Consider the following 17830-nt stretch of genomic DNA (forward strand, 5'->3'; position numbering starts at 1 on the left):
AACAGATCCTCCCCCCGTGCCTCCATCCGCGTGATGCCGATGGCGCTTTCGGCAACACAGGCGGCATCCTGCCCGGTCGCGATGTAAAGCGCCGCCAGACCGTTGGCGAAATGTGCCTGCGCCCCGAGTTGCCCCGACAGATGCGAGCCGAGATTGGCGACCAAACCATAATCCAGCATCGCCTGCACGCTTGTTCCCAAGGTGCGCTGCACAACCTCGGCGGGCAGCGTGACCGAGGCGCTGACCTTGCGCCCGCGGCCCGTCACCAGACCCAGAAACGACGCCTTCTTGTCGCCGGAGAAATTCCCTTCGATATACCACGCCTTCATCGACACCGGACAACGCGCGGCAATCATTTCGCATAGTGCATTCGTCGCTATGGTGACCATGTTCTGGCCGGAAGCGTCGCCCGTTGTGTAGCGGCAGATCAGAAACACCACGTTATTGTCCACCATCGGCTCTAGCGAGACCAGCTTGCCATAACGGGTGGTGGCCTCGGCGGCGGCTTTCAGCGGTTTGATCTCGCGCACCACCCATTCGACGAACAGGCCCGCATCCAGCAGGCTGTCAAACACGAAAGCGGGGGTGCGGATGACACCTTCATAAAGCAGGGCCGTGCTGATGCCACCCGATTTCGTCGCGGCATAAGCGCCCCGCGCGTAAGAGGCGACAAGTGCAGCCTCGGTCGTCGCCATCGGCACATGAAAATCACCATGCGCGTTCAACCCGTTGATCCGTAACGGCCCGATGATGCCCACCGGCATTTTTACGGTGCCGATAAAATTCTCGATATTGGCGCTGAACCGGTCGGGATTTGCCATCGTCAGCGGATCGGCCAGCGCGTCCTGATCCGCCTGCGAGGCGGTTTGCAGCAAACGTGTCCAGTATTTCGCAACCGAAGCCGCCGTCGCATTGCGCACCGGGCGGAGCGTGGTGAATTCGGCATCACTCGGCAACATGCGCGCTTTAAGCGGACCGGCCTCAAACCGTGCGCGCACCCTTTTCAGCATCCCGATGACATGGACAGGAATTGTCACACCCAAACTCCGGCTTTACTTTCGACCCGTTCCCCCCACACCATGTCGAGATTACGCCAAAGCGCAAGGAAAACCGATGGGTGACAGACTAAAGCACCAGTGGAGTATTAGCCATAACTACCTGACCGGGATCACATTCGGAAAATGGTGCAAGCTGCTGACACAGAACGGTTTTCAAGTCTCTCCCGCCTATCTGCACCGTGCGGTGGTGATCACTTTGGCCAGCCTGTCAAATTCTGCATTTGCGGCGCTGGAAAGCTGGCGGTATGGGGCGGCAATTGACCGGGTACAAATCACCAAGCCGCCGCTGTTCGTGCTGGGCCATTGGCGCAGTGGCACCACTTATCTGCATGAATTGCTGGCGCAGGATACCGCGCAATTCCAGTTTCCCAACACATATCAGGTGGTGAACCCCTACACTTTCCTGACCACCGAAGGCACCGCCACCCGCGCCCTGCGCTGGATGCTGCCTGCGACGCGCCCGATGGACAACATGCCGATGAAATTCACCTCGCCGCAGGAGGATGAGTTTGCGCCGCTGTTGATGACATTGACCTCACTTTACCTCGGCATCAGCTTTCCAAGCCGGATGGCGCATTATGATCGTTATATGACATTTCGCGGCGTAAATCAGGCGGAGACTGAGGCCTGGAAAATCGCATTTGTGCAATTCTGCAAAAAGCTCTCGTTGAACGATCCGCGCGCGTTGCTGATCAAATCACCACCTCATACCGCCCGCATCCGCACCTTGCTGGAGATGTTTCCCGATGCACGTTTCGTCCATATCCACCGCGACCCCTACCGCGTGTTCCAATCCCAACGCCATTTTTTCGATACCGCAGGCTGGTACACCTACCTGCAACGGCCCGACCTTGCCGCCATTGACGAAGGGATTTTGCAACGACATGAGGCGATGTATGACGCCTATTACGAAGACCTGCCGCTGGTGGCAAAAGATCGCATCCATGAAATTCGCTTTGACGCGCTGGAGGCCGATCCGGTCGGGGAAATCGCCAACGCCTACAGCCATCTGTCACTTGATAGCTTCGCGGAATTTGAGCCGAAACTGCGCGCCTATGTCGGCACTTTACGCGGCTATGAAAAGAATGACTTTACCCAGCTTGACCCGCCAACCAAAGCGATTGTCGCCGACCGTTGGGCGCGCAGTTTTGACAAAGGCAATTACCCGAAATGACCCGAGCTCCGGGGCCAAAAGGCAATGCAGTCTGGGGCTCACTTGCTGATTTCAAAGCGGATTCGCTGGGGTTTCTGGCAAGTGCCGTGCGCGATCATGGCGATATCGTGCGGCTCCGCTTCGGTCCGGTGACGGCGCATCTGATCAACCGGCCGGAATATGTCGACCATGTGCTGTCGCGCAACGGCGCGAATTATGACAAGGCTACGCGCAGCGCCCGCCGGATTGCGGCGACCACCGGCGATAGCCTGCTTTCGGCCAACGAACGCGCATGGCAGCGCCATCGCCGCCTGATCCAACCGGCGTTTCAACCGCGCTGCTTTGATGGTATCGGCCCGGTTATTGATGACCTGCTTTTACCGATGCTCGCCCGATGGCAACGCGCCGGCCGCGTCGATATCGTAGCGGAAATGATGCAACTTGTCATTGCCACGGCGATCCGGGTCCTGTTTTCCTCCGACGTGGCTCCGGAACGGATCAGCCAGCCGCTGGAAATCATTCTTGCCGACACATGGCGGCGCATCGAGTCCGCGGCGGATGCCTCGATGTTGTCGCCCCGCTTCCACCGCGCTGAATTCACCCAAGCGGTCGCGCAAATCGACGCGATTGTCTTTGATCTGATCAGCAAGCGCCGCGCTGCCGCCCATCGCCCCGATGACGTGCTGACCCGACTGCTCGCCGCGCATGACGGAACGAAAGGTGAGGCGCAGTTGAGCGACAAGGAGTTGCGCGACGCCGCAATCACGCTGCTGCTGGCGGGCCATGAAACCACAGCGAACGCCGTGGCATGGGCGTTCATCCGCACCTCCGGCGGCGGCGTGCAATCGGACCCCGCGCTTATCTTTGCCGAAGCGATCCGACTTTACCCCTCGATCTGGGTCATCGAACGGCGGGCGAAAAGGCATGACACCATCGGCAGTTTTGAGATCCCGCGTGGCAGTTCGGTGCTGATCTCACCCTATTTGCTGCACCGCCACCCCGATTTCTGGCATGAGCCGGAGGTGTTTGCCCCTTCGCGCTTCGTCGAAGGTCTGCCGCGCCCGCGTGATGGCTACATGCCGTTCGGCCTCGGCCAACATCGCTGCGTCGGCTTGCATCTGGCGAACCGGATCGCGACCCATATTCTGGAAAGGGTGTTTGCGCGGTTCACGCTGCATCTTTTGCCCGGTCAACCGTTGGAGACCATCGCCGGGATCACCCTGCGTCACAAAGCGCCGGTGTGGATGCAGGTTGCGCCCGGCACGCTGACAGAGTCCGGCCCCGCAACCGGCGGAAATCAGCGATGAAATCAACTTCGCGGCATGTGTGACAGCGCGGGGGGTGAAAATCGGCCCGGCATCGGTTAACTTGGGAGGGTCACGGGACAAGAGGCTGCGCATGATTGACACCCCGACCCTTGCCGCGATCCGCTTTGGCTATGGCCTGCCGCAGCCCTACCCTGCTGCGGGGGCAGAGTCGCTGCTCGCGGCTTTGGCGGCACCCGATAACATGGCCGCGCAACACCCGACGGTTGGGTTTGCCGAACTCCTGCCGCTGCTGGCCCGCGCCGCCGACGCCCGCAAGATGATTCGCGCGGATCCCACCCAGCGCGACACCTACGAGGCCGTTGCAAAAGAGGCGGTTTTGCTGGCCGACAGCACCACCCGCACCGGATTTGCCCGCGCCATTGACGCGCCGGACGGCTTTCGCGAACGGCTGACCGCGTTCTGGGCCGATCATTTCATCACCAAGGCGCGCAACGCGCCGGAACGCCCGCTTCCGAATACGCTGACCCATGATGCGGTCAGACCGCATCTGACCGGGCGATTTGAGGACATGCTGATCGCGGCCACCCTGCACCCGGCGATGCTGTCCTACCTCGATCAGGTCGCGTCGGTAGGGCCAAACTCCCCCTTCGGGCAAAAGCGCGGGCGCGGACTGAACGAAAACCTCGGGCGGGAGGTGATCGAACTGCACAGCCTTGGGGTGGGAGGGCATTACGCGCAATCCGACGTGCGGCAAATGGCGCTGCTGCTGACGGGACTGGATGCGAACGCGCGCGACGGCTTTGTCTTTCACCAGAACCGGGCCGAACCGGGGGCAGAGACGGTGCTTGGTACGTCCTACCCCGGCGAAGGGCTGGCGCCGATCAAAGCGGCGCTGCGGGATCTGGCCCGCCACCCCGATACCGCGCATCACATCGCTCGCAAACTCGCCACGCATTTCGTCGCTGACAACCCCGATCCGGCTTTGGTGACGACAATGACAACAGCCTACGCGGCGAGCGAAGGCGATCTGATGGCAGTTTATGCCGCGATGTTGCAGCACCCTGCGGCCTGGGTGCCACAGTTGCAAAAAGCGCGGCAACCGGTGGATTTTCTGCTTGCGGCCCTGCGTGCGCTAGGGCTTTCCGGCGACGACCTGCGCAAGATGCGGCGCGGACCGTTCAACCGGATGATCATGCAGCCGATGGCGCTGATGGGGCAGGATTGGCAAAAGCCGAGCGGCCCCGATGGCTGGGCGGAGGAAGCGGAGCACTGGATCACGCCCCAAGGCCTTGGCGCGCGCATCGCCTGGGCGATGGAAGTGCCGGGCCGCTTGGTCGTGCCGATGCCCGAGCCACCGGATTTTCTGCGCACGGCACTTGGAACGGCGGCGGATGAACCGTTGATCTGGGCCGCGGCACGGGCCGAATCAATCCGCGAAGGCGTGGGATTGGTGCTGGCGTCCCCGTCGTTCAACAGGAGGTAGCCGCATGGACCGCAGGCGTTTCTTGCAAGGGCTGACCGTGGCGGGATGTTCCGCCGCAGCACATCCGCTTTTGTCCACCGTCACCATGGCGCAAGGCGCGGGGCTTGGCGAAAACCGTCTGATCGTGGTGATCCTGCGCGGCGGAATGGATGGGCTGGACGTGGTGCAACCCGTTGGCGACCCGGATTTCGTGGCACTGCGTCCGGATCTGGCACATAGCACCTTCTCGCTGGAGAATCGCTTTGCCCTGCATCCGGCTTTGGGCGGATTGCAAGGGCTTTGGACGGCGGGTCAACTCGGCTTTGTTCACGCAACATCAACCCCTTACCGTGACAAGCGCAGCCATTTCGACGGGCAAAGCTTGTTGGAGGCGGGGACCGGTATGGATGTCGCGATAGGCTCACAACGCGATGGCTGGCTCAACCGGATGCTGCAAGCCGTGCCGGGGCTGAGCGCCGAAACAGCCTATGCCGTCGGGCGCGAGGCGCTGCCGCTGCTGGAGGGTCAAGGCCCGGCGCGGAACTGGACGCCGGAGGTCAATCTGGTGCTCTCGGCGCAAAGCCATCTGCTGCTCGACCACATCTATCACGATGACGCCCTGTTTCGCGAAGCGGGGGAGGAGGCGATGACGCTTTCGGCAGAGCTTTCCGGCCAACCGCGCCGCGATACGGTGCAGGCGGCACCGGAAAAAGGCCCGTTCAACCCCGGCGAGAATCGGCCCTGGAAAGATATTGACACGCTGGTCGATTTTGCCGCCGGACGGTTGGCAGGGGCGACGCGAATTGCGGCGTTTTCGCTGTCCGGATGGGATACCCATCGCGGGCAGGAAGGCGCGATCAAGACACCGCTGTCACGGTTGCAACGCATCATTCTGCGCTTGCAGGCGCAGGTCGGCGCGCAGGTTTGGGGCCGCACAACCCTTGTCGCGATGACCGAATTTGGCCGCACCGCGCGGCAAAACGGCAGCAGTGGCACCGATCACGGCACCGGTGGCGTGATGGTTCTGGCGGGTGGCGCGTTGCGCGGCGGCAAGGTGTATGGCCAATGGCCCGGCCTGTCGGAAGCGGCACTTTACGACCGGCGCGACCTGATGCCGACAAGCGACGTGCGCGCCTGGGCGGCCTGGGCGATGCGCGGGCTTTATGGCCTGGACCGCCAAGTGTTGGAAACGGCGGTGTTTCCGGGGCTGGATATGGGGGATGACCCGGCGCTGATTCTGTAATGGGGCGGATATCCGTTGCGAAATCGCAGTTGCTGTTTTCCCCGGCGCTGGTCATAAACGCAGGAAATCCGTTTCACAAAGGCACCTGAATGTACAAGGATCTGTCACAATGGGTCGCCCCCCCCATTCCCGGCCATGACCCGCTGATCGGCGCAAGGCTTCGGTTGGAGCCCTTGGATGCCGATCACCATGCCGCCGATCTGCACCGCGCCTTTGACGGCCATGATTCGCTGTGGGATTACATGCCTTACGGGCCGTTCACCTCTGCCGCCGCCTATCACCGGTGGACCAAGGAGATGGCCTCCGGCACCGACCCGCGCTTTTTCGTGATGCGCGATCTAACAACCGGCCATTGTGGCGGCATTGCCAGCTTTCTGCGCATCGCGCCCTCTGCCGGGTCAATCGAGGTTGGCCATATCTGCATCGCGCCTGAGTTGCAAAAATCCGCCACCGCGACAGAGGCGATGTTCCTGATGATGCAATGGGCGTTTGACGCCGGATACCGCCGGTATGAATGGAAATGCAACGCTGCCAATCTCGCCTCGCGCCGTGCGGCGCAACGGTATGGGTTTTCGTTCGAAGGGGTGTTCCGGCAAGCGGCGGTGGTGAAAGGCCGCAACCGCGACACCGCCTGGTTTTCGGTGATTGACGGCGAATGGCCTGCGCTGCGCGAGGCGTTTCTTGCCTGGCTCGCCCCGGCGAACTTTGGCGCGAATGGCAAGCAACGCGAGCGACTGAGCGAGTTGACCCAGCTCGTGCGCGCTGATGATGACCCGGCGCTGCGGCGCTGAAGCACTTGGCATGAATCCCTAACCGGGGTGCAGGGGCAATGCGGCCGGGGCTGTCACGAGCCTGCGTCTGAACATCGCCCCTCAATCCCGTCCGAACGGTCCCCGGCCGTGTCGCAATCGTTGCGCCAATGCGTCTGACAAGCGCCCAAGTCCCTCGGCCGACCTGCCCGCCGCCTGTGCTGTGCCTTCCAGAGCAGTGTCATGGCAGCTTCGGGCGATCCCCTGCACGAAGCGAGCGACATAGCTGCCATCGTTTTCACCCCCCTCGGTGATCATTCTGGCGGCGTGGCGCAAATCATCGTGCAGCGCCTGCCGGTCAGGGCGAATGACGGGGTCACCTTCGGGCAAAGGCCCGCGCGGATAGTTGCACAGATGCGCCAGCAGCGTTTGCTGAAACGCCGCAAGGCTTTCCAGCGGCTTTTGCAGAAACCCTGCCGCCCCTGCCCGTACCGCAAGTTCCCAACCGTCGGGATCGCCGCTGATCGCCAGCACCACACTGGCTGAGGCATCATAGAGCGTCAGCGCCCGGATCAGTTCGGCGCCATTGCCATCGGGAAGCCCCAGATCCACCAGCACGACATCGGGGCGGTGACTGGCAAGGTAGTTGCGCGCGGCTTCGAGCGTTTCCACCCGCCGCAAACGCGCACCGCTACGCTGGCACAGCAGGCGCAGCGCCTCCGCCGCGAAGCGACTATCCTCCACCGCGAGCACGGTGATCCCCGTCAACGGCAATCGCCCCGCGATCGGGGCTGCGATAAATCCCGGACCTTCGGGCAGGCCTTGCGGATCGGGCATCGGCATGGGGCATCCTCCGCAAATGGGGCACATGGCCATACTGGCGCCCCAGACGTTAACGCGGGATGAAGATTGCCACGTCGACGGCGGATTTACACACCTCCCTGCGGCGGCGCGTCCCCTTGCCCTTCGCGCGTCCCCGCCGCATATACGGGGCGCAAGACGCCAACGACGGAGCGAAAAAGATGATCGGACGCCTGAACCATGTGGCCATTGCCGTGCCGGACCTTGACGCCGCCGTGGGACAGTATCGCGATACGCTGGGGGCAACTGTCGGTCCGAAGCAAGATGAGCCGGATCACGGCGTTACCGTGGTTTTCATCACCTTGCCGAATACCAAGATCGAATTGCTGTTTCCCTTGGGCGCAAATTCCCCCATCGCGGGCTTTCTGGAAAAGAACCCGGCGGGCGGCATTCATCACATCTGTTATGAGGTGCCGGATATTCTGGCCGCGCGTGACCGCTTGAGGGCCAGCGGCGCGCGGGTTCTCGGCAGTGGGGAGCCAAAGATCGGCGCCCATGGCAAGCCGGTCTTGTTCCTGCACCCGAAGGATTTCAACGGCTGTCTGGTAGAATTGGAACAGGTATGAGCATCGCCAGCATTTTCGTCGTTTATGCCGTAACATGGTTCATGGTGTTTTTCATCGTGCTGCCGCTGCGCGTCACCTCGCAGGCCGAAAGCGGCAAGGTAGTCCCCGGCACACCTGCGGGCGCGCCTGCGGGCTATGTCATCAAGCGCAAGGCGATCACCACCACGATTGCAGCAACAGTGATCTGGGCGATCATCGTCGGCGTGATCCTGTCCGGTGTCATTACCATCCGCGATATTGACGTGATGAACCGGATGCACCCGGCAGGCGGCGGGCTTTACCGGCCCTGAGCGTCCGGTTGGTTCAACCGGTGGAACAAATGGGTAAATGTGGCGGCCCCCAGAACCGGGATCAACAGATTCACGATGGGGATGGAAAGCGGTGCCGCCATCAGCGCACCCGCCCACCACACTGTCAGCCAATGGCGCTTGCGCAGGGCTTTCGCCTGTGGCCGCCCCAATCGGCGTGCGGCGACAAGGGTAAAATACTCCCGCCCGAGCAAAAGCCCGTTCACCGCCCAGAACACCACCGGAATGAACGGCCCGGCAAAAGCGTAAAGGATCAGCGCAAACACGTTCACCGTGACCAGCAGCGCGAAGAAATTCAGCGTATCAATCGCGGCGTCACCAAAGCCCTGCTTACGCGCAAGGGGCAAGCCGGGGTAATGTCGATCCTCCACCGCCTGCGCCACATCGTCCAGAAAGAATGACGTGAAAGCCGAGGCAACGGGCATCATCAGGAACACCGACAACCCGACCATGAACAGCGCAGATCCCCAACTCAGCAAGCTGTGCAGGCCAGACACCGGACCAACGAACGGAATTGTGATGACCTCCGGCGTGAAGGCCTGCACGGCCCATAGAAACAGCGCGTAAACCCCGACGAGCAAGGCGAGCGTCAGCCCGACACCCCAGAACAGAACCCGGCGGAAACGGCGGTCTGAAAGCTGCGCCAGTGCCTTGAAAAAGTCACCGAAGATCATTCACTGACCCATTGCACCAATGCGTCCGGGTCGGGGCGCGGCCTTTCGGGCGGCGTTTTCGCCGCAGTGCCGATATGGATAACTCCGGCGACGGATTCTTCCGGCGCAAGGCCAAGCCCCTCCTCCGCGAAACCGCGGTCATGCGCGGTCCATCCGGTCAGCCAGTTCGCGCCCCAGCCTGCGGCCAGCGCCGCATTGAGCAGTGACACGCAAGCCGCCCCGGTGGACAGTAACTGTTCGGCAGGCGGTGCCTTTTCGGAGGGTTTCGGGCTGAAGACGACGACAACCGCCAGATGGCCGGCTTCATATTGCGAGGCACCCTTGGCCGATTGTTCGGCATCAAGCCCAAGATCGGCGGCGCGTCTGTGCGCCAACGCTGCAAGCCGCGCCATTGCCGGCCCTTGCACCACGACAAAGCGCCAGGGCTCCAGCTTGCCATGGTCTGGCACCCGCATTGCAGCGGTCAGGATCGGTCGCAGCGCCGCCTCGTCTGGCACTGGCAAACCAAGCATCTTGGCCGGAACCGAACGCCGCTTTTGCAAGAACTCTGTTGCTGTCACGTCATGGTTGGTCATCGGGGTGCTTCCTTTTCCTGTCCCCCCTGATGTCGGCTTTACCGCCGCGATGGTCAAGGGGCGGCGCAGCGGCATCGATGCGGCTGATGGGCAGCGCGGCTCAAACCTTCGCTGCCGCAGCATCCTCCAGCGGCGGCCCGAAGCGGTCCAGCATCCGGCTGCGGATCTGGTCGCGGGTCTGACGATAGAGCGCCAGTTTCGCGTCGCGGGTATCGGCAAGGCCGGTCGGATCCATGATCGGCCAGTATTCGACTTCCAGATGATGAAAGCGCGTCAATTCCTGCGCCATGCGCTGGCTGGCGGGCGACAGCGCGATGATCAGGTCAAATTGCGACAGATCATCGCCCCATTCCTGCATTTCCTCAAAGGATCGGCTGCGGTGGCGCGAGATCTCCACTTCCAGCTCCTGACAGACTGCGACGGAAAAGCCGTCAATCTCCATGTCATTCTTGACGCCTGCCGATTGCACATAGGCGCGCTGGCCATATAGCTTTTTCATCAACCCTTCCGCCATGGGAGAGCGGACTGCGTTATGGTCGCAGCAAAACAGCACCGACTGTGGAAAATCGGCCACCGTCACCCCCAGTGCAGCACGCAAATCAGGGTGAACAGGCGGCGCGCGGTGTCGATATCGACCTCTGCCTTGTTTTCCAGGCGTTCTTGCAACACGCGCGCGCCTTCGTTGTGAATGCCGCGCCGGGCCATGTCGATCGCTTCGATCTGGCTTGGCGGCAAGCGTTTCACCGCTTCGAAATAGCTTTCGCAAATCTGGAAATAATCTTTCACCACCTGCCGGAAGGGTCCAAGCGACAGATGGAATTCCCCTACTCTTTCCGCAGCTTCGGTGGCGATATCAAACACCAGCCGTCCTTCGCGGATCGAGAGGCCAAGCCGGTACGGCCCATCCGGCACCGGTTTGCCGTCACGCGCGGGAAGGGCGAAACTGTTGTCTTCCAACAGATCGAAAATCGCGACCTTGCGCTCCTGCTCGATCTGGGGCGTTGGGGCGCGCAATCCGGTGTCATCTATTTCGATATGGCAGATACAGCTCATCGGTCATTTTCCGTCTGGTCAGATAGGGGTTGATGGCCTTTTGCGATGAAGGGTGCAAGGGCTTAGTCGTTCAATCTGTCAAGCCGCGCCTGAACCGAAAGGCCGTGCGCCTGCAAGTTTTCCGACCGCGCAAGCCGCGCGGCGGCAGGGCCGATGGCGCGCAGCGCCGCTGGGGTCATCTGTGCCAAGGTGGTGCGTTTCATGAAATCCAGCACCGAAAGCCCGCTGGAAAACCGAGCCGAACGCGCGGTCGGCAACACATGGTTCGGCCCGCCGATATAGTCGCCAATGGCTTCGGGCGTGTATTGGCCAAGGAAAATCGCGCCGGCATGGGTGATTTTCTGGCTCAGTGCCTCCGGATCGGCCACGCAAAGTTCCAGATGTTCAGGGGCAACGCGGTTGGAAAGTGCTGCCGCCTCGGCCAGATCGCGGGTCACGATTACCGCGCCGTTGGCCTGCCAACTCGCCCCCGCAATCGCGCGTCGTTCCAGTGTTTTCAGTCGCATTTCAACCGCTTGCGCCACGGCCTGCCCGAAACCTGCGTCATCTGTCACCAAGATGCTCTGCGCGCTTTCGTCATGTTCGGCTTGGCTTAACAGGTCGAGCGCGATCCAGTCGGGGTCATTGTCACGGTCGGCGATCACCAGAATTTCCGATGGCCCTGCGATCATATCAATCCCCACCCGACCAAACACCCGGCGCTTGGCCGCCGCGACATAGGCATTGCCCGGCCCGGTGATCTTATCGACCGACGCAATGGTCGCAGTGCCATAGGCCAGAGCCGCAATCGCCTGCGCGCCACCGATGCGGTAAACCTCTGTCACCCCGGCAATCTCTGCCGCCAGCAGAACCAGCGGGTTGACCACACCGTCCGGCGTCGGGCAACAGATCGCCAAGCGGCCCACCCCCGCGACCTGCGCCGGAATCGCGTTCATCAGGACCGAGGACGGGTAGCTTGCCAGCCCCCCCGGCACATAGAGCCCTGCGGCAGAAACCGGGGTCCAGCGCCAACCAAGACGCGCGCCGGTGGAATCCTCCCACATCGCGTCTTCAGGGATTTGGCGGCTGTGATAGTCGCGGATGCGCGCAGCGGCGAGGCCCAGCGCCGCGCGATCCTCGGCGGACACCTTCGCACATTCCGCCGCCATTTCCGCCGCTGAAAAGCGCATGGTTTCCGGTGTCAATTGCAGTCGGTCAAATCGCGCCGTCAGTTCCAGAACGGCGGCATCGCCGCGCTGGCGCACATCTGCGATGATCGCGGCAACGGCGGCGTCGACATCCACACTTTCTTCCCGTTTGGCCCCGAGAAGCCCCACGAAACGGGCCTCAAAGTCGGGATCGGCGGTGGACAGGAAAACTGGCATGGCGCTGCCCCTTTGTTGCGGCTGGGGTTCCCATAACGCGCGGGGCGCGGGTTCTCAAGCATCGGTGACGCAGGATCAGGTTTTGCGCTTTTCCCGCTGCGCCCAGAGATCCGGCCTGCGCGCCCTGGTGATGGCTTCGGACTGCGCTTGCCGCCATTCGGCGATCTTGCCGTGATGACCCGATTGCAGCACATCGGGAATTGCGCGGCCCATCCATTCCGCGGGTTTGGTATATTGCGGATGCTCCAGCAGCCCCACCGAAAAACTTTCCTCCTCGGTGGAAGCTTGGTTGCCCAGCACATTCGGCAACAGCCGTACGGTGGCGTCGAGCAACGCCATCGCCGCAATCTCCCCCCCCGTCAGGACGAAATCCCCGAGCGACACTTCCTCCACCCCGTAGTGTTCCAGCACCCGCTCATCCACGCCCTCAAACCGACCGCAAAGCAGGGTCACCCCCGAACCCGCTGCAAAGCGCCGCGCCATCGCCTGATCCAAGGGTTTGCCGCGCGGGGAAAGGTAGATCACTGGCCACGCTCCCCGATCCTGCGGCGTGCCATAGGCGGCAGTTTCCAACGCCGGGCCAAGCACATCGGCGCGCAGGACCATGCCCGCGCCACCACCCGCTGGCGTGTCGTCGACATTCTTGTGACGGCCCAAACCGAAGCCGCGAAGGTCAATGGTTTCCAAGGCCCAAAGCCCGAGGTCCAGCGCCTTGCCGGTCAGCGACAGGCCCAGAACACCGGGGAAGGCTTCGGGAAACAGCGTGATGACTTTGGCCCGCCACGCACCCGCAACCCGCAAATCAGCCATCAGGTCGCGCGGCGTCAGGCTGGCCTGCACCGACAGGCGGCCATGCGATTTCGGCTTTGGCGGTGCCGATTTTGGGATTTCATCGCTCATGCCCGCTCGATAGCGCGGAATGCGGCGGCGCGAAAGGGGACTCTCAAGCGCCGGGGGCTTGCGCGATCACCTCTGCCATCAGCGCGTCAAGCGCCTGCGACGCATCGGGCGCCGAAACGCGAAGACCTTCGAGAAAGCTGACATTCGGCAGATCATGCCACAGCTCCGGATCCCGCTCCAAGGCGTCGGTCAAACGCCCGGCCATTTGCGACACCAGCGCAGGCGCATCGCGCAATACCTGCAATACCCGCACCGGAACTTCCTGTCGCTGCATCCGCTCCAGCGCGCCGGCGTCAGAGCCAAGCAGCATCAGCGCCCGCTTTACTGCCAGCGACGCCTTGCCCGATTCAACGAGTTCGACAAGAATATCATAGGTGACTCCCTCATCCACCAACGCCCGAAGTGCCGTCAGGTGGTCCTGCAACTCCGCCTCGGTGACGTTATCGGAAAGGCCGTTCAACGGTGCCAGAACCGCCTCGCCATAGGCGCGATCACCGCCTTGCAATTTGCCGGTCTCTATTTTCGTCAAGGCATCATCCAAAAGGTTATCCATCGCCTGCGCTTCCCACGGGTTCCAGACCATCCGCGCCAGCGGGATCGACAGGAAGGAGATCGCAATCGGCAACATGGTGGGAATGGATGGCAGGCTACCCATCACGCCGCCGATCCCGCGCCCGATACCGAAGCACATCACCACCAGCAACAGTTGAACGGCGGCGCGCGCGGCAAACGCCACCAGCGCCTCTGGCCGCGCCCAATCATGCACGCTGCGTGGGAAATCCTGCGGGCGGATGATGACCAGCCACAGCATGAAGATCGCGGCAAACACCGGAACAATGGCCCAGCCAAACCCGGCGAGCCCGGCCAGCAACGGCCCGAAATACAGCAATGCCGTGACTGCCATCAGCGTTCGTTGTCGATTTTGCACCTTTTCCCCCGATCTGTTTGATAAGGCCGACATGGATGCCGCCACAATTACGCCAGAAGGGCGTTTAGTCCAGCCCTTCCGGCAGATCGACGACAATCCGCCCCGCCGCCAGATCAACGGTCGGCACCGTCGCAAGGCTGAACGCCAGCAGGATCGACCCGGCTGCCGTGCCTATTTCCAGCAGATCGCCCGCGCCGTGATTGTGCACGGCGATGACCTTGCCAAGGACCGCGCCGCCGGTATCGCGCGCCTCCAACCCGATCAGATCGGTATGGTAAAACTCATCATCCGGCAGCGACGGCAGTTTGTCACGGCCAACGTAAAGGCTTTGACCACGCAGAGCGTCTGCCTCCTCCTTTGTGGCAACACCGGAAAGGCGCGCACCCAGACCGCCCGAAACAGGGCGCGTCAGCGTGATCTTGAAACTGCGCAACCCGTCTTCACTGAACAGTGGGCCGTAATCGGCAATCGCGGTCGGTTCGGCGCAGAAACTTTTCAACCGCACCTCCCCCTTGACGCCGTAAGCGCCTGAAATTGCGCCAACGCACAACCATTTTTCGGGATCAGGTTTTACCATCGACAATGCTCCATAGTGAAATATGGGCTGCGCTTTTTTCCGCCGGAAGCGTTCGGAGCCAAGGGGCTTGCCCCGACCTCAGGCCAACTTGAGCAGACCCAACGCGCAGTCTTCCGAGTCCTTGGACCAGAAAGATCGCAGGCCAAAGACCCGGATCAGGCAGAATGGCGAAAGGCAGCGATTGGCAACCGCTGCCTTTCGGCTTTGCTGCGGCATCGGCACAACGCGCGCGCCACTGCCACAGCAGATCGGGCAGGCCATCGCGAAACGCCGGGGAATACCGGGTTTGTGCAAAGGCAAGCCGCAGCTTATTCCGCGTCAGCCGCAGCTTCGACCGGGGCCGCTTCGGCCGGGGCCGCATTACGGGCAGCTTTCTTGGCGGTCAGTTCGGTCATGCGCTTGCCGGGGACTGCGGCTTTGGGGTTGTTGCGCACGGTCTTTTCACGAACGCCAGCCGCTTCCAGAAAACGCGCAACGCGGTCAGTCGGCTGCGCGCCCTGACCCAGCCAATATTGCACACGTTCGATATTCATCTTCACGCGGTCTTCGGAATCCTTTGCCAACAATGGGTTATAGGTGCCCAGCTTTTCAAGGAAGCGGCCATCGCGCGGCATGCGGCTGTCGGTGGCAACGATGGAATAATGCGGGCGCTTCTTGGACCCACCACGGGCAAGACGGATTTTCATGGACATCGTAAAGTCTCCTTCGGGTTTGGTGTAGGGTGGATGAAACCCACCGTTGTTTGGTTATTTCTGCAACTTCTCGTGATGCCTGATCACTTCTGAAATGATGAAGGTCAGGAATTTCTTGGCAAATTCAGGGTCGAGATCGGCCTCCTTGGACAGCGATTCCAACCGCTCGATCTGACGCGCCTCGCGGCTTGGATCGCTTGGTGGCAGGTCGTGCTCGGCTTTCAGCTTACCCACCGCCTGCGTCTGCTTGAAGCGTTCGGCGAGCGTGTACACCAGTATCGCGTCCAGCCGGTCGATGCTGTCGCGATGCTCTTTCAACAGCGCCTGCGCACGGTTTGCATCGGTATTCATACCAGAGGTCATCGCCAAACCTTTCCGAAAGATGAACACTCTGGGAATACCCCAGAAACACCCCAGAAACCCACCAGATCAGCAGCGATCACTGGCGCGGGCGCGCTCGACGGCGCATCGTGATTTTTCGGAGGAAAATCGAGGGTCATGATCATTTCTTTTTCATCAACCCCGACAGCCCCGGCGGCAGGGCCATTCCGCCACCCATGCCGGGAAAACCGCCGCGCCCCATGCCGAGCCCTTGCTTCATGCCGCGCGCCGCTTCTTCCATCTGCTCGGGCGTCATCTTCGACGGGTCCGGCATGCCTTTGCCGCCCATCATCTGCTTGATGGCGGCTTTCATGCCGCCGCCCTTGCCCATCTTCTTCATCATATCGGCCATTTGCTTGTGCTGTTTCAGCAAACGGTTCAGCTCCTGAACCTCCAGCCCTGCCCCCGCTGCAATCCGCTTCTTGCGGGAGGCGGCCAGCAGGTCAGGGTTGGCGCGTTCCTTCTTGGTCATCGAATTGATCAGCGCGATCTGGCGGCGCAGCATCTTGTCGTCAAACCCGGCAGCCTCGGCTTGTTTGGCCATTTTGCCCATGCCCGGCATCATGCCCATCAAGCCCTGCATGCCGCCCATTTTCATCATCTGCTCAAGCTGGCCCTTGAGGTCGTTCATGTTGAAGAGACCCTTGGCAAAGCGCTTGGCCATGCGTTCGGCGGCTTCGGCCTCAAACGTCTCCTGCGCTTTTTCAACCAGTGCGACGATATCGCCCATGCCCAAGATGCGGCCCGCGACACGCTCCGCTTCAAAGGTTTCCAGCGCATCCATCTTTTCGCCAAGCCCGACGAAACGGATCGGCTTGCCGGTCACCGCCCGCATCGAGAGCGCCGCGCCGCCGCGCCCGTCGCCGTCCATCCGCGTCAGGACTACGCCGGAGATGCCAACCTTGCCGTCAAATTCTGTCGCGACATTCACCGCGTCCTGGCCGGTCAAGCCATCGACCACCAGCAGCGTTTCGCGCGGTTGCGCAATGTCGCGCACCGCCTGGATTTCATCCATCAACACCTGGTCGATGTGCAAACGACCGGCGGTATCGAGGAACACCACATCATAGCCGCCCATCGCGGCCTGGGTCTTGGCGCGCTTGGCGATCTGCACCGCCGACTCGCCTTTGACAATCGGCAGGCTGTCAACGCCGATCTGGCTGCCCAGAATCGCCAATTGTTCCATCGCGGCCGGGCGGTTGGTGTCAAGCGAGGCGATCAGCACCCGCTTGCCTTGCCGATCCTTCAAGCGTTTGGCCAATTTCGCGGTGGTCGTGGTCTTGCCCGACCCTTGCAAACCCACCATCAGGATCGTCGCCGGCGGGTTGTCGATTTTCAACGCTTCCGGCGGCTCATCGCCCGCCAGCACCTTGATCAATTCGTCATGCACGATCTTGACGACTTGCTGCCCCGGCGTCACCGATCTGGTGACATGCTGGCCCGCCGCCTTGGCCTGCACCCGCTTCACGAAATCGCGTGCCACGGGCAGCGAAACGTCAGCCTCCAGCAGGGCCACGCGCACTTCGCGCAGGGCGGTTGCAACGTCATCTTCCGACAACGCGCCTTGCTTGGTCAGCCGATCAAAGACACCGCCAAGACGTTCCGAAAGATTCTCGAACATGGGCTGCCCTCCTGAGGCGGTTGCAAATGACCGATATGGGCACCGGCGGCGAAAAACCAATGCAAGGCGGCATCCGTGGGCGCAACGCGCTGACGAATGGCGATCCCGGCAAAAGCCTTGGGACCGGAAGCATCACACCTCCGGGGAATTGAGCGGGCAATACGGGGTTGGTGAAGCAGTGTCAACCTTTGCGTGGTTTCAGCCAGGTGTTGATCGAAAGGACAAGACCCTTTGCCCCAGTGCCCGACTCATAGATGTTGGACAGCGGCAGTATCGTGCCATCGTTGCGCACCAATATCGGGCGCGTCAATATCTTGGTCAAATAGGTCGAACTGGAATCCTGCTCGGTTTTCGCATTATGAACTTCGGCTAATGGAAGGACTTGGGTTTTTTCCCC

General features: G+C 61.8%; 21 protein-coding genes and 1 pseudogene. 8 read left to right on the top strand and 14 right to left on the bottom strand.

All coding sequences use genetic code 11. The features are described 5' to 3' along the window. Positions 1-1037: 3-hydroxy-3-methylglutaryl-CoA reductase (locus L0H65_RS03080; RefSeq protein WP_301457334.1), on the bottom strand; the 1037-nt coding region annotated here is incomplete at its 3' end. A 76-nt stretch (positions 1038-1113) separates the two neighbouring features. Between L0H65_RS03080 and L0H65_RS03085 the strand changes: the two genes are divergently transcribed. The 5 genes from L0H65_RS03085 to L0H65_RS03105 all read left to right on the top strand — a co-directional run bounded on the left by L0H65_RS03085 (position 1114) and on the right by L0H65_RS03105 (position 6975). Then, positions 1114-2232: a sulfotransferase gene (locus tag L0H65_RS03085; protein ID WP_301457335.1), complete on the top strand. Its 1119-nt coding sequence runs from the start codon at positions 1114-1116 to the stop codon at positions 2230-2232. Beyond that, positions 2229-3518 (top strand): cytochrome P450, encoded by a 1290-nt coding sequence (locus L0H65_RS03090; RefSeq protein WP_301457336.1) that lies wholly within the window; start codon positions 2229-2231, stop codon positions 3516-3518. The genes L0H65_RS03085 and L0H65_RS03090 overlap by 4 nt, the downstream gene beginning before the upstream one ends. Positions 3519-3609: 91 nt before the next feature. Further along, positions 3610-4962, top strand: a complete 1353-nt coding sequence (locus L0H65_RS03095; RefSeq protein WP_301457337.1) for a DUF1800 family protein — start codon at positions 3610-3612, stop codon at positions 4960-4962. Positions 4963-4966: 4 nt separating this feature from the next. After that, entirely contained in the window at positions 4967-6184 is a 1218-nt protein-coding gene (locus L0H65_RS03100; RefSeq protein ID WP_301457339.1) for a DUF1501 domain-containing protein, read from the top strand. A gap of 89 nt (positions 6185-6273) precedes the next feature. Then, entirely contained in the window at positions 6274-6975 is a 702-nt protein-coding gene (locus tag L0H65_RS03105) for a GNAT family N-acetyltransferase (protein ID WP_301457341.1), read from the top strand. An 81-nt stretch (positions 6976-7056) separates the two neighbouring features. Here L0H65_RS03105 and L0H65_RS03110 read toward each other — a convergent pair whose 3' ends face one another. Then, positions 7057-7776 carry a response regulator gene (locus L0H65_RS03110; protein WP_301457342.1) on the bottom strand — a complete coding sequence of 240 codons (720 nt, stop codon included), beginning with the start codon at positions 7774-7776 and terminating at the stop codon, positions 7057-7059. A gap of 179 nt (positions 7777-7955) precedes the next feature. Here L0H65_RS03110 and mce point away from each other — a divergent pair, with 179 nt between their 5' ends. Then, on the top strand, positions 7956-8360 hold the full coding sequence (gene mce / locus L0H65_RS03115) for a methylmalonyl-CoA epimerase (protein WP_301457344.1): 405 nt from the start codon (positions 7956-7958) through the stop codon (positions 8358-8360). Continuing rightward, entirely contained in the window at positions 8357-8650 is a 294-nt protein-coding gene (locus tag L0H65_RS03120) for a DUF1467 family protein (protein ID WP_301457345.1), read from the top strand. Before mce ends, L0H65_RS03120 begins: the two co-directional genes overlap by 4 nt. Here L0H65_RS03120 and L0H65_RS03125 read toward each other — a convergent pair. The 11 genes from L0H65_RS03125 to ffh form a co-directional block, all read right to left on the bottom strand. Beyond that, on the bottom strand, positions 8638-9342 hold the full coding sequence (locus L0H65_RS03125) for an EI24 domain-containing protein (RefSeq protein ID WP_301457346.1): 705 nt from the start codon (positions 9340-9342) through the stop codon (positions 8638-8640). The two genes, L0H65_RS03120 and L0H65_RS03125, sit on opposite strands and share 13 nt — an antisense overlap. Further along, the gene (locus L0H65_RS03130; protein WP_301457348.1) at positions 9339-9917 is read right to left on the bottom strand and encodes a nitroreductase; all 579 of its coding nucleotides are present in this window, start codon (positions 9915-9917) and stop codon (positions 9339-9341) included. The genes L0H65_RS03125 and L0H65_RS03130 overlap by 4 nt, the downstream gene beginning before the upstream one ends. 100 nt (positions 9918-10017) lie before the next feature. Further along, positions 10018-10431 carry a low molecular weight phosphatase family protein gene (locus tag L0H65_RS03135; protein WP_301457360.1) on the bottom strand — a complete coding sequence of 138 codons (414 nt, stop codon included), beginning with the start codon at positions 10429-10431 and terminating at the stop codon, positions 10018-10020. A gap of 62 nt (positions 10432-10493) precedes the next feature. Further along, positions 10494-10970 carry a UPF0262 family protein gene (locus L0H65_RS03140; protein WP_301457350.1) on the bottom strand — a complete coding sequence of 159 codons (477 nt, stop codon included), beginning with the start codon at positions 10968-10970 and terminating at the stop codon, positions 10494-10496. A 62-nt stretch (positions 10971-11032) separates the two neighbouring features. Further along, positions 11033-12334 carry a histidinol dehydrogenase gene (gene hisD / locus L0H65_RS03145; RefSeq protein WP_301457351.1) on the bottom strand — a complete coding sequence of 434 codons (1302 nt, stop codon included), beginning with the start codon at positions 12332-12334 and terminating at the stop codon, positions 11033-11035. A gap of 75 nt (positions 12335-12409) precedes the next feature. After that, positions 12410-13234 carry a tRNA (guanosine(37)-N1)-methyltransferase TrmD gene (trmD, locus tag L0H65_RS03150; protein WP_301457352.1) on the bottom strand — a complete coding sequence of 275 codons (825 nt, stop codon included), beginning with the start codon at positions 13232-13234 and terminating at the stop codon, positions 12410-12412. A gap of 43 nt (positions 13235-13277) precedes the next feature. Next, entirely contained in the window at positions 13278-14138 is an 861-nt protein-coding gene (locus L0H65_RS03155) for a hypothetical protein (RefSeq protein ID WP_301457354.1), read from the bottom strand. Positions 14139-14226: 88 nt separating this feature from the next. Further along, the gene (gene rimM / locus L0H65_RS03160) at positions 14227-14739 is read right to left on the bottom strand and encodes a ribosome maturation factor RimM (RefSeq protein ID WP_301457355.1); all 513 of its coding nucleotides are present in this window, start codon (positions 14737-14739) and stop codon (positions 14227-14229) included. Positions 14740-15047: 308 nt separating this feature from the next. Beyond that, entirely contained in the window at positions 15048-15431 is a 384-nt protein-coding gene (gene rpsP / locus L0H65_RS03165) for a 30S ribosomal protein S16 (RefSeq protein WP_301457357.1), read from the bottom strand. 54 nt (positions 15432-15485) lie between these two features. Continuing rightward, positions 15486-15782 carry a chorismate mutase gene (locus L0H65_RS03170; RefSeq protein WP_301457361.1) on the bottom strand — a complete coding sequence of 99 codons (297 nt, stop codon included), beginning with the start codon at positions 15780-15782 and terminating at the stop codon, positions 15486-15488. A 151-nt stretch (positions 15783-15933) separates the two neighbouring features. Continuing rightward, positions 15934-17433: a signal recognition particle protein gene (gene ffh, locus L0H65_RS03175; RefSeq protein WP_301457358.1), complete on the bottom strand. Its 1500-nt coding sequence runs from the start codon at positions 17431-17433 to the stop codon at positions 15934-15936. 26 nt (positions 17434-17459) lie between these two features. On the opposite strand from ffh, the gene L0H65_RS03180 reads away from it, so the two are divergent. Further along, complete coding sequence (locus L0H65_RS03180; RefSeq protein ID WP_301457359.1) at positions 17460-17585, top strand: hypothetical protein; 126 nt, start codon at positions 17460-17462, stop codon at positions 17583-17585. Positions 17586-17614: 29 nt separating this feature from the next. Here L0H65_RS03180 and L0H65_RS03185 read toward each other — a convergent pair. Further along, positions 17615-17830, bottom strand: a pseudogene (locus L0H65_RS03185) (hypothetical protein); the annotation flags it as partial.

Origin of the sequence: Pseudorhodobacter sp. (genome assembly GCF_030452865.1) — a bacterium.
In the GTDB taxonomy this organism is placed as follows: Bacteria; Pseudomonadota; Alphaproteobacteria; order Rhodobacterales; family Rhodobacteraceae; genus Pseudorhodobacter.

What these genes read in the sequence shown, in the direction of transcription:
- ffh (WP_301457358.1), bottom strand. Translation starts at nt 17,433, where the DNA reads ATGTTCGAGAATCTTTCGGAACGTCTTGGCGGTGTCTTTGATCGGCTG.
- mce (WP_301457344.1), top strand. Translation starts at nt 7,956, where the DNA reads ATGATCGGACGCCTGAACCATGTGGCCATTGCCGTGCCGGACCTTGAC.
- L0H65_RS03085 (WP_301457335.1), top strand. Translation starts at nt 1,114, where the DNA reads ATGGGTGACAGACTAAAGCACCAGTGGAGTATTAGCCATAACTACCTG.
- L0H65_RS03095 (WP_301457337.1), top strand. Translation starts at nt 3,610, where the DNA reads ATGATTGACACCCCGACCCTTGCCGCGATCCGCTTTGGCTATGGCCTG.
- L0H65_RS03130 (WP_301457348.1), bottom strand. Translation starts at nt 9,917, where the DNA reads ATGACCAACCATGACGTGACAGCAACAGAGTTCTTGCAAAAGCGGCGT.
- L0H65_RS03125 (WP_301457346.1), bottom strand. Translation starts at nt 9,342, where the DNA reads ATGATCTTCGGTGACTTTTTCAAGGCACTGGCGCAGCTTTCAGACCGC.
- L0H65_RS03155 (WP_301457354.1), bottom strand. Translation starts at nt 14,138, where the DNA reads ATGGCAGTCACGGCATTGCTGTATTTCGGGCCGTTGCTGGCCGGGCTC.
- L0H65_RS03110 (WP_301457342.1), bottom strand. Translation starts at nt 7,776, where the DNA reads ATGCCGATGCCCGATCCGCAAGGCCTGCCCGAAGGTCCGGGATTTATC.
- L0H65_RS03100 (WP_301457339.1), top strand. Translation starts at nt 4,967, where the DNA reads ATGGACCGCAGGCGTTTCTTGCAAGGGCTGACCGTGGCGGGATGTTCC.
- trmD (WP_301457352.1), bottom strand. Translation starts at nt 13,234, where the DNA reads ATGAGCGATGAAATCCCAAAATCGGCACCGCCAAAGCCGAAATCGCAT.
- L0H65_RS03120 (WP_301457345.1), top strand. Translation starts at nt 8,357, where the DNA reads ATGAGCATCGCCAGCATTTTCGTCGTTTATGCCGTAACATGGTTCATG.
- rpsP (WP_301457357.1), bottom strand. Translation starts at nt 15,431, where the DNA reads ATGTCCATGAAAATCCGTCTTGCCCGTGGTGGGTCCAAGAAGCGCCCG.
- L0H65_RS03135 (WP_301457360.1), bottom strand. Translation starts at nt 10,431, where the DNA reads ATGGCGGAAGGGTTGATGAAAAAGCTATATGGCCAGCGCGCCTATGTG.
- L0H65_RS03170 (WP_301457361.1), bottom strand. Translation starts at nt 15,782, where the DNA reads ATGAATACCGATGCAAACCGTGCGCAGGCGCTGTTGAAAGAGCATCGC.
- L0H65_RS03090 (WP_301457336.1), top strand. Translation starts at nt 2,229, where the DNA reads ATGACCCGAGCTCCGGGGCCAAAAGGCAATGCAGTCTGGGGCTCACTT.
- L0H65_RS03140 (WP_301457350.1), bottom strand. Translation starts at nt 10,970, where the DNA reads ATGAGCTGTATCTGCCATATCGAAATAGATGACACCGGATTGCGCGCC.
- rimM (WP_301457355.1), bottom strand. Translation starts at nt 14,739, where the DNA reads ATGGTAAAACCTGATCCCGAAAAATGGTTGTGCGTTGGCGCAATTTCA.
- L0H65_RS03105 (WP_301457341.1), top strand. Translation starts at nt 6,274, where the DNA reads ATGTACAAGGATCTGTCACAATGGGTCGCCCCCCCCATTCCCGGCCAT.
- L0H65_RS03180 (WP_301457359.1), top strand. Translation starts at nt 17,460, where the DNA reads ATGACCGATATGGGCACCGGCGGCGAAAAACCAATGCAAGGCGGCATC.
- hisD (WP_301457351.1), bottom strand. Translation starts at nt 12,334, where the DNA reads ATGCCAGTTTTCCTGTCCACCGCCGATCCCGACTTTGAGGCCCGTTTC.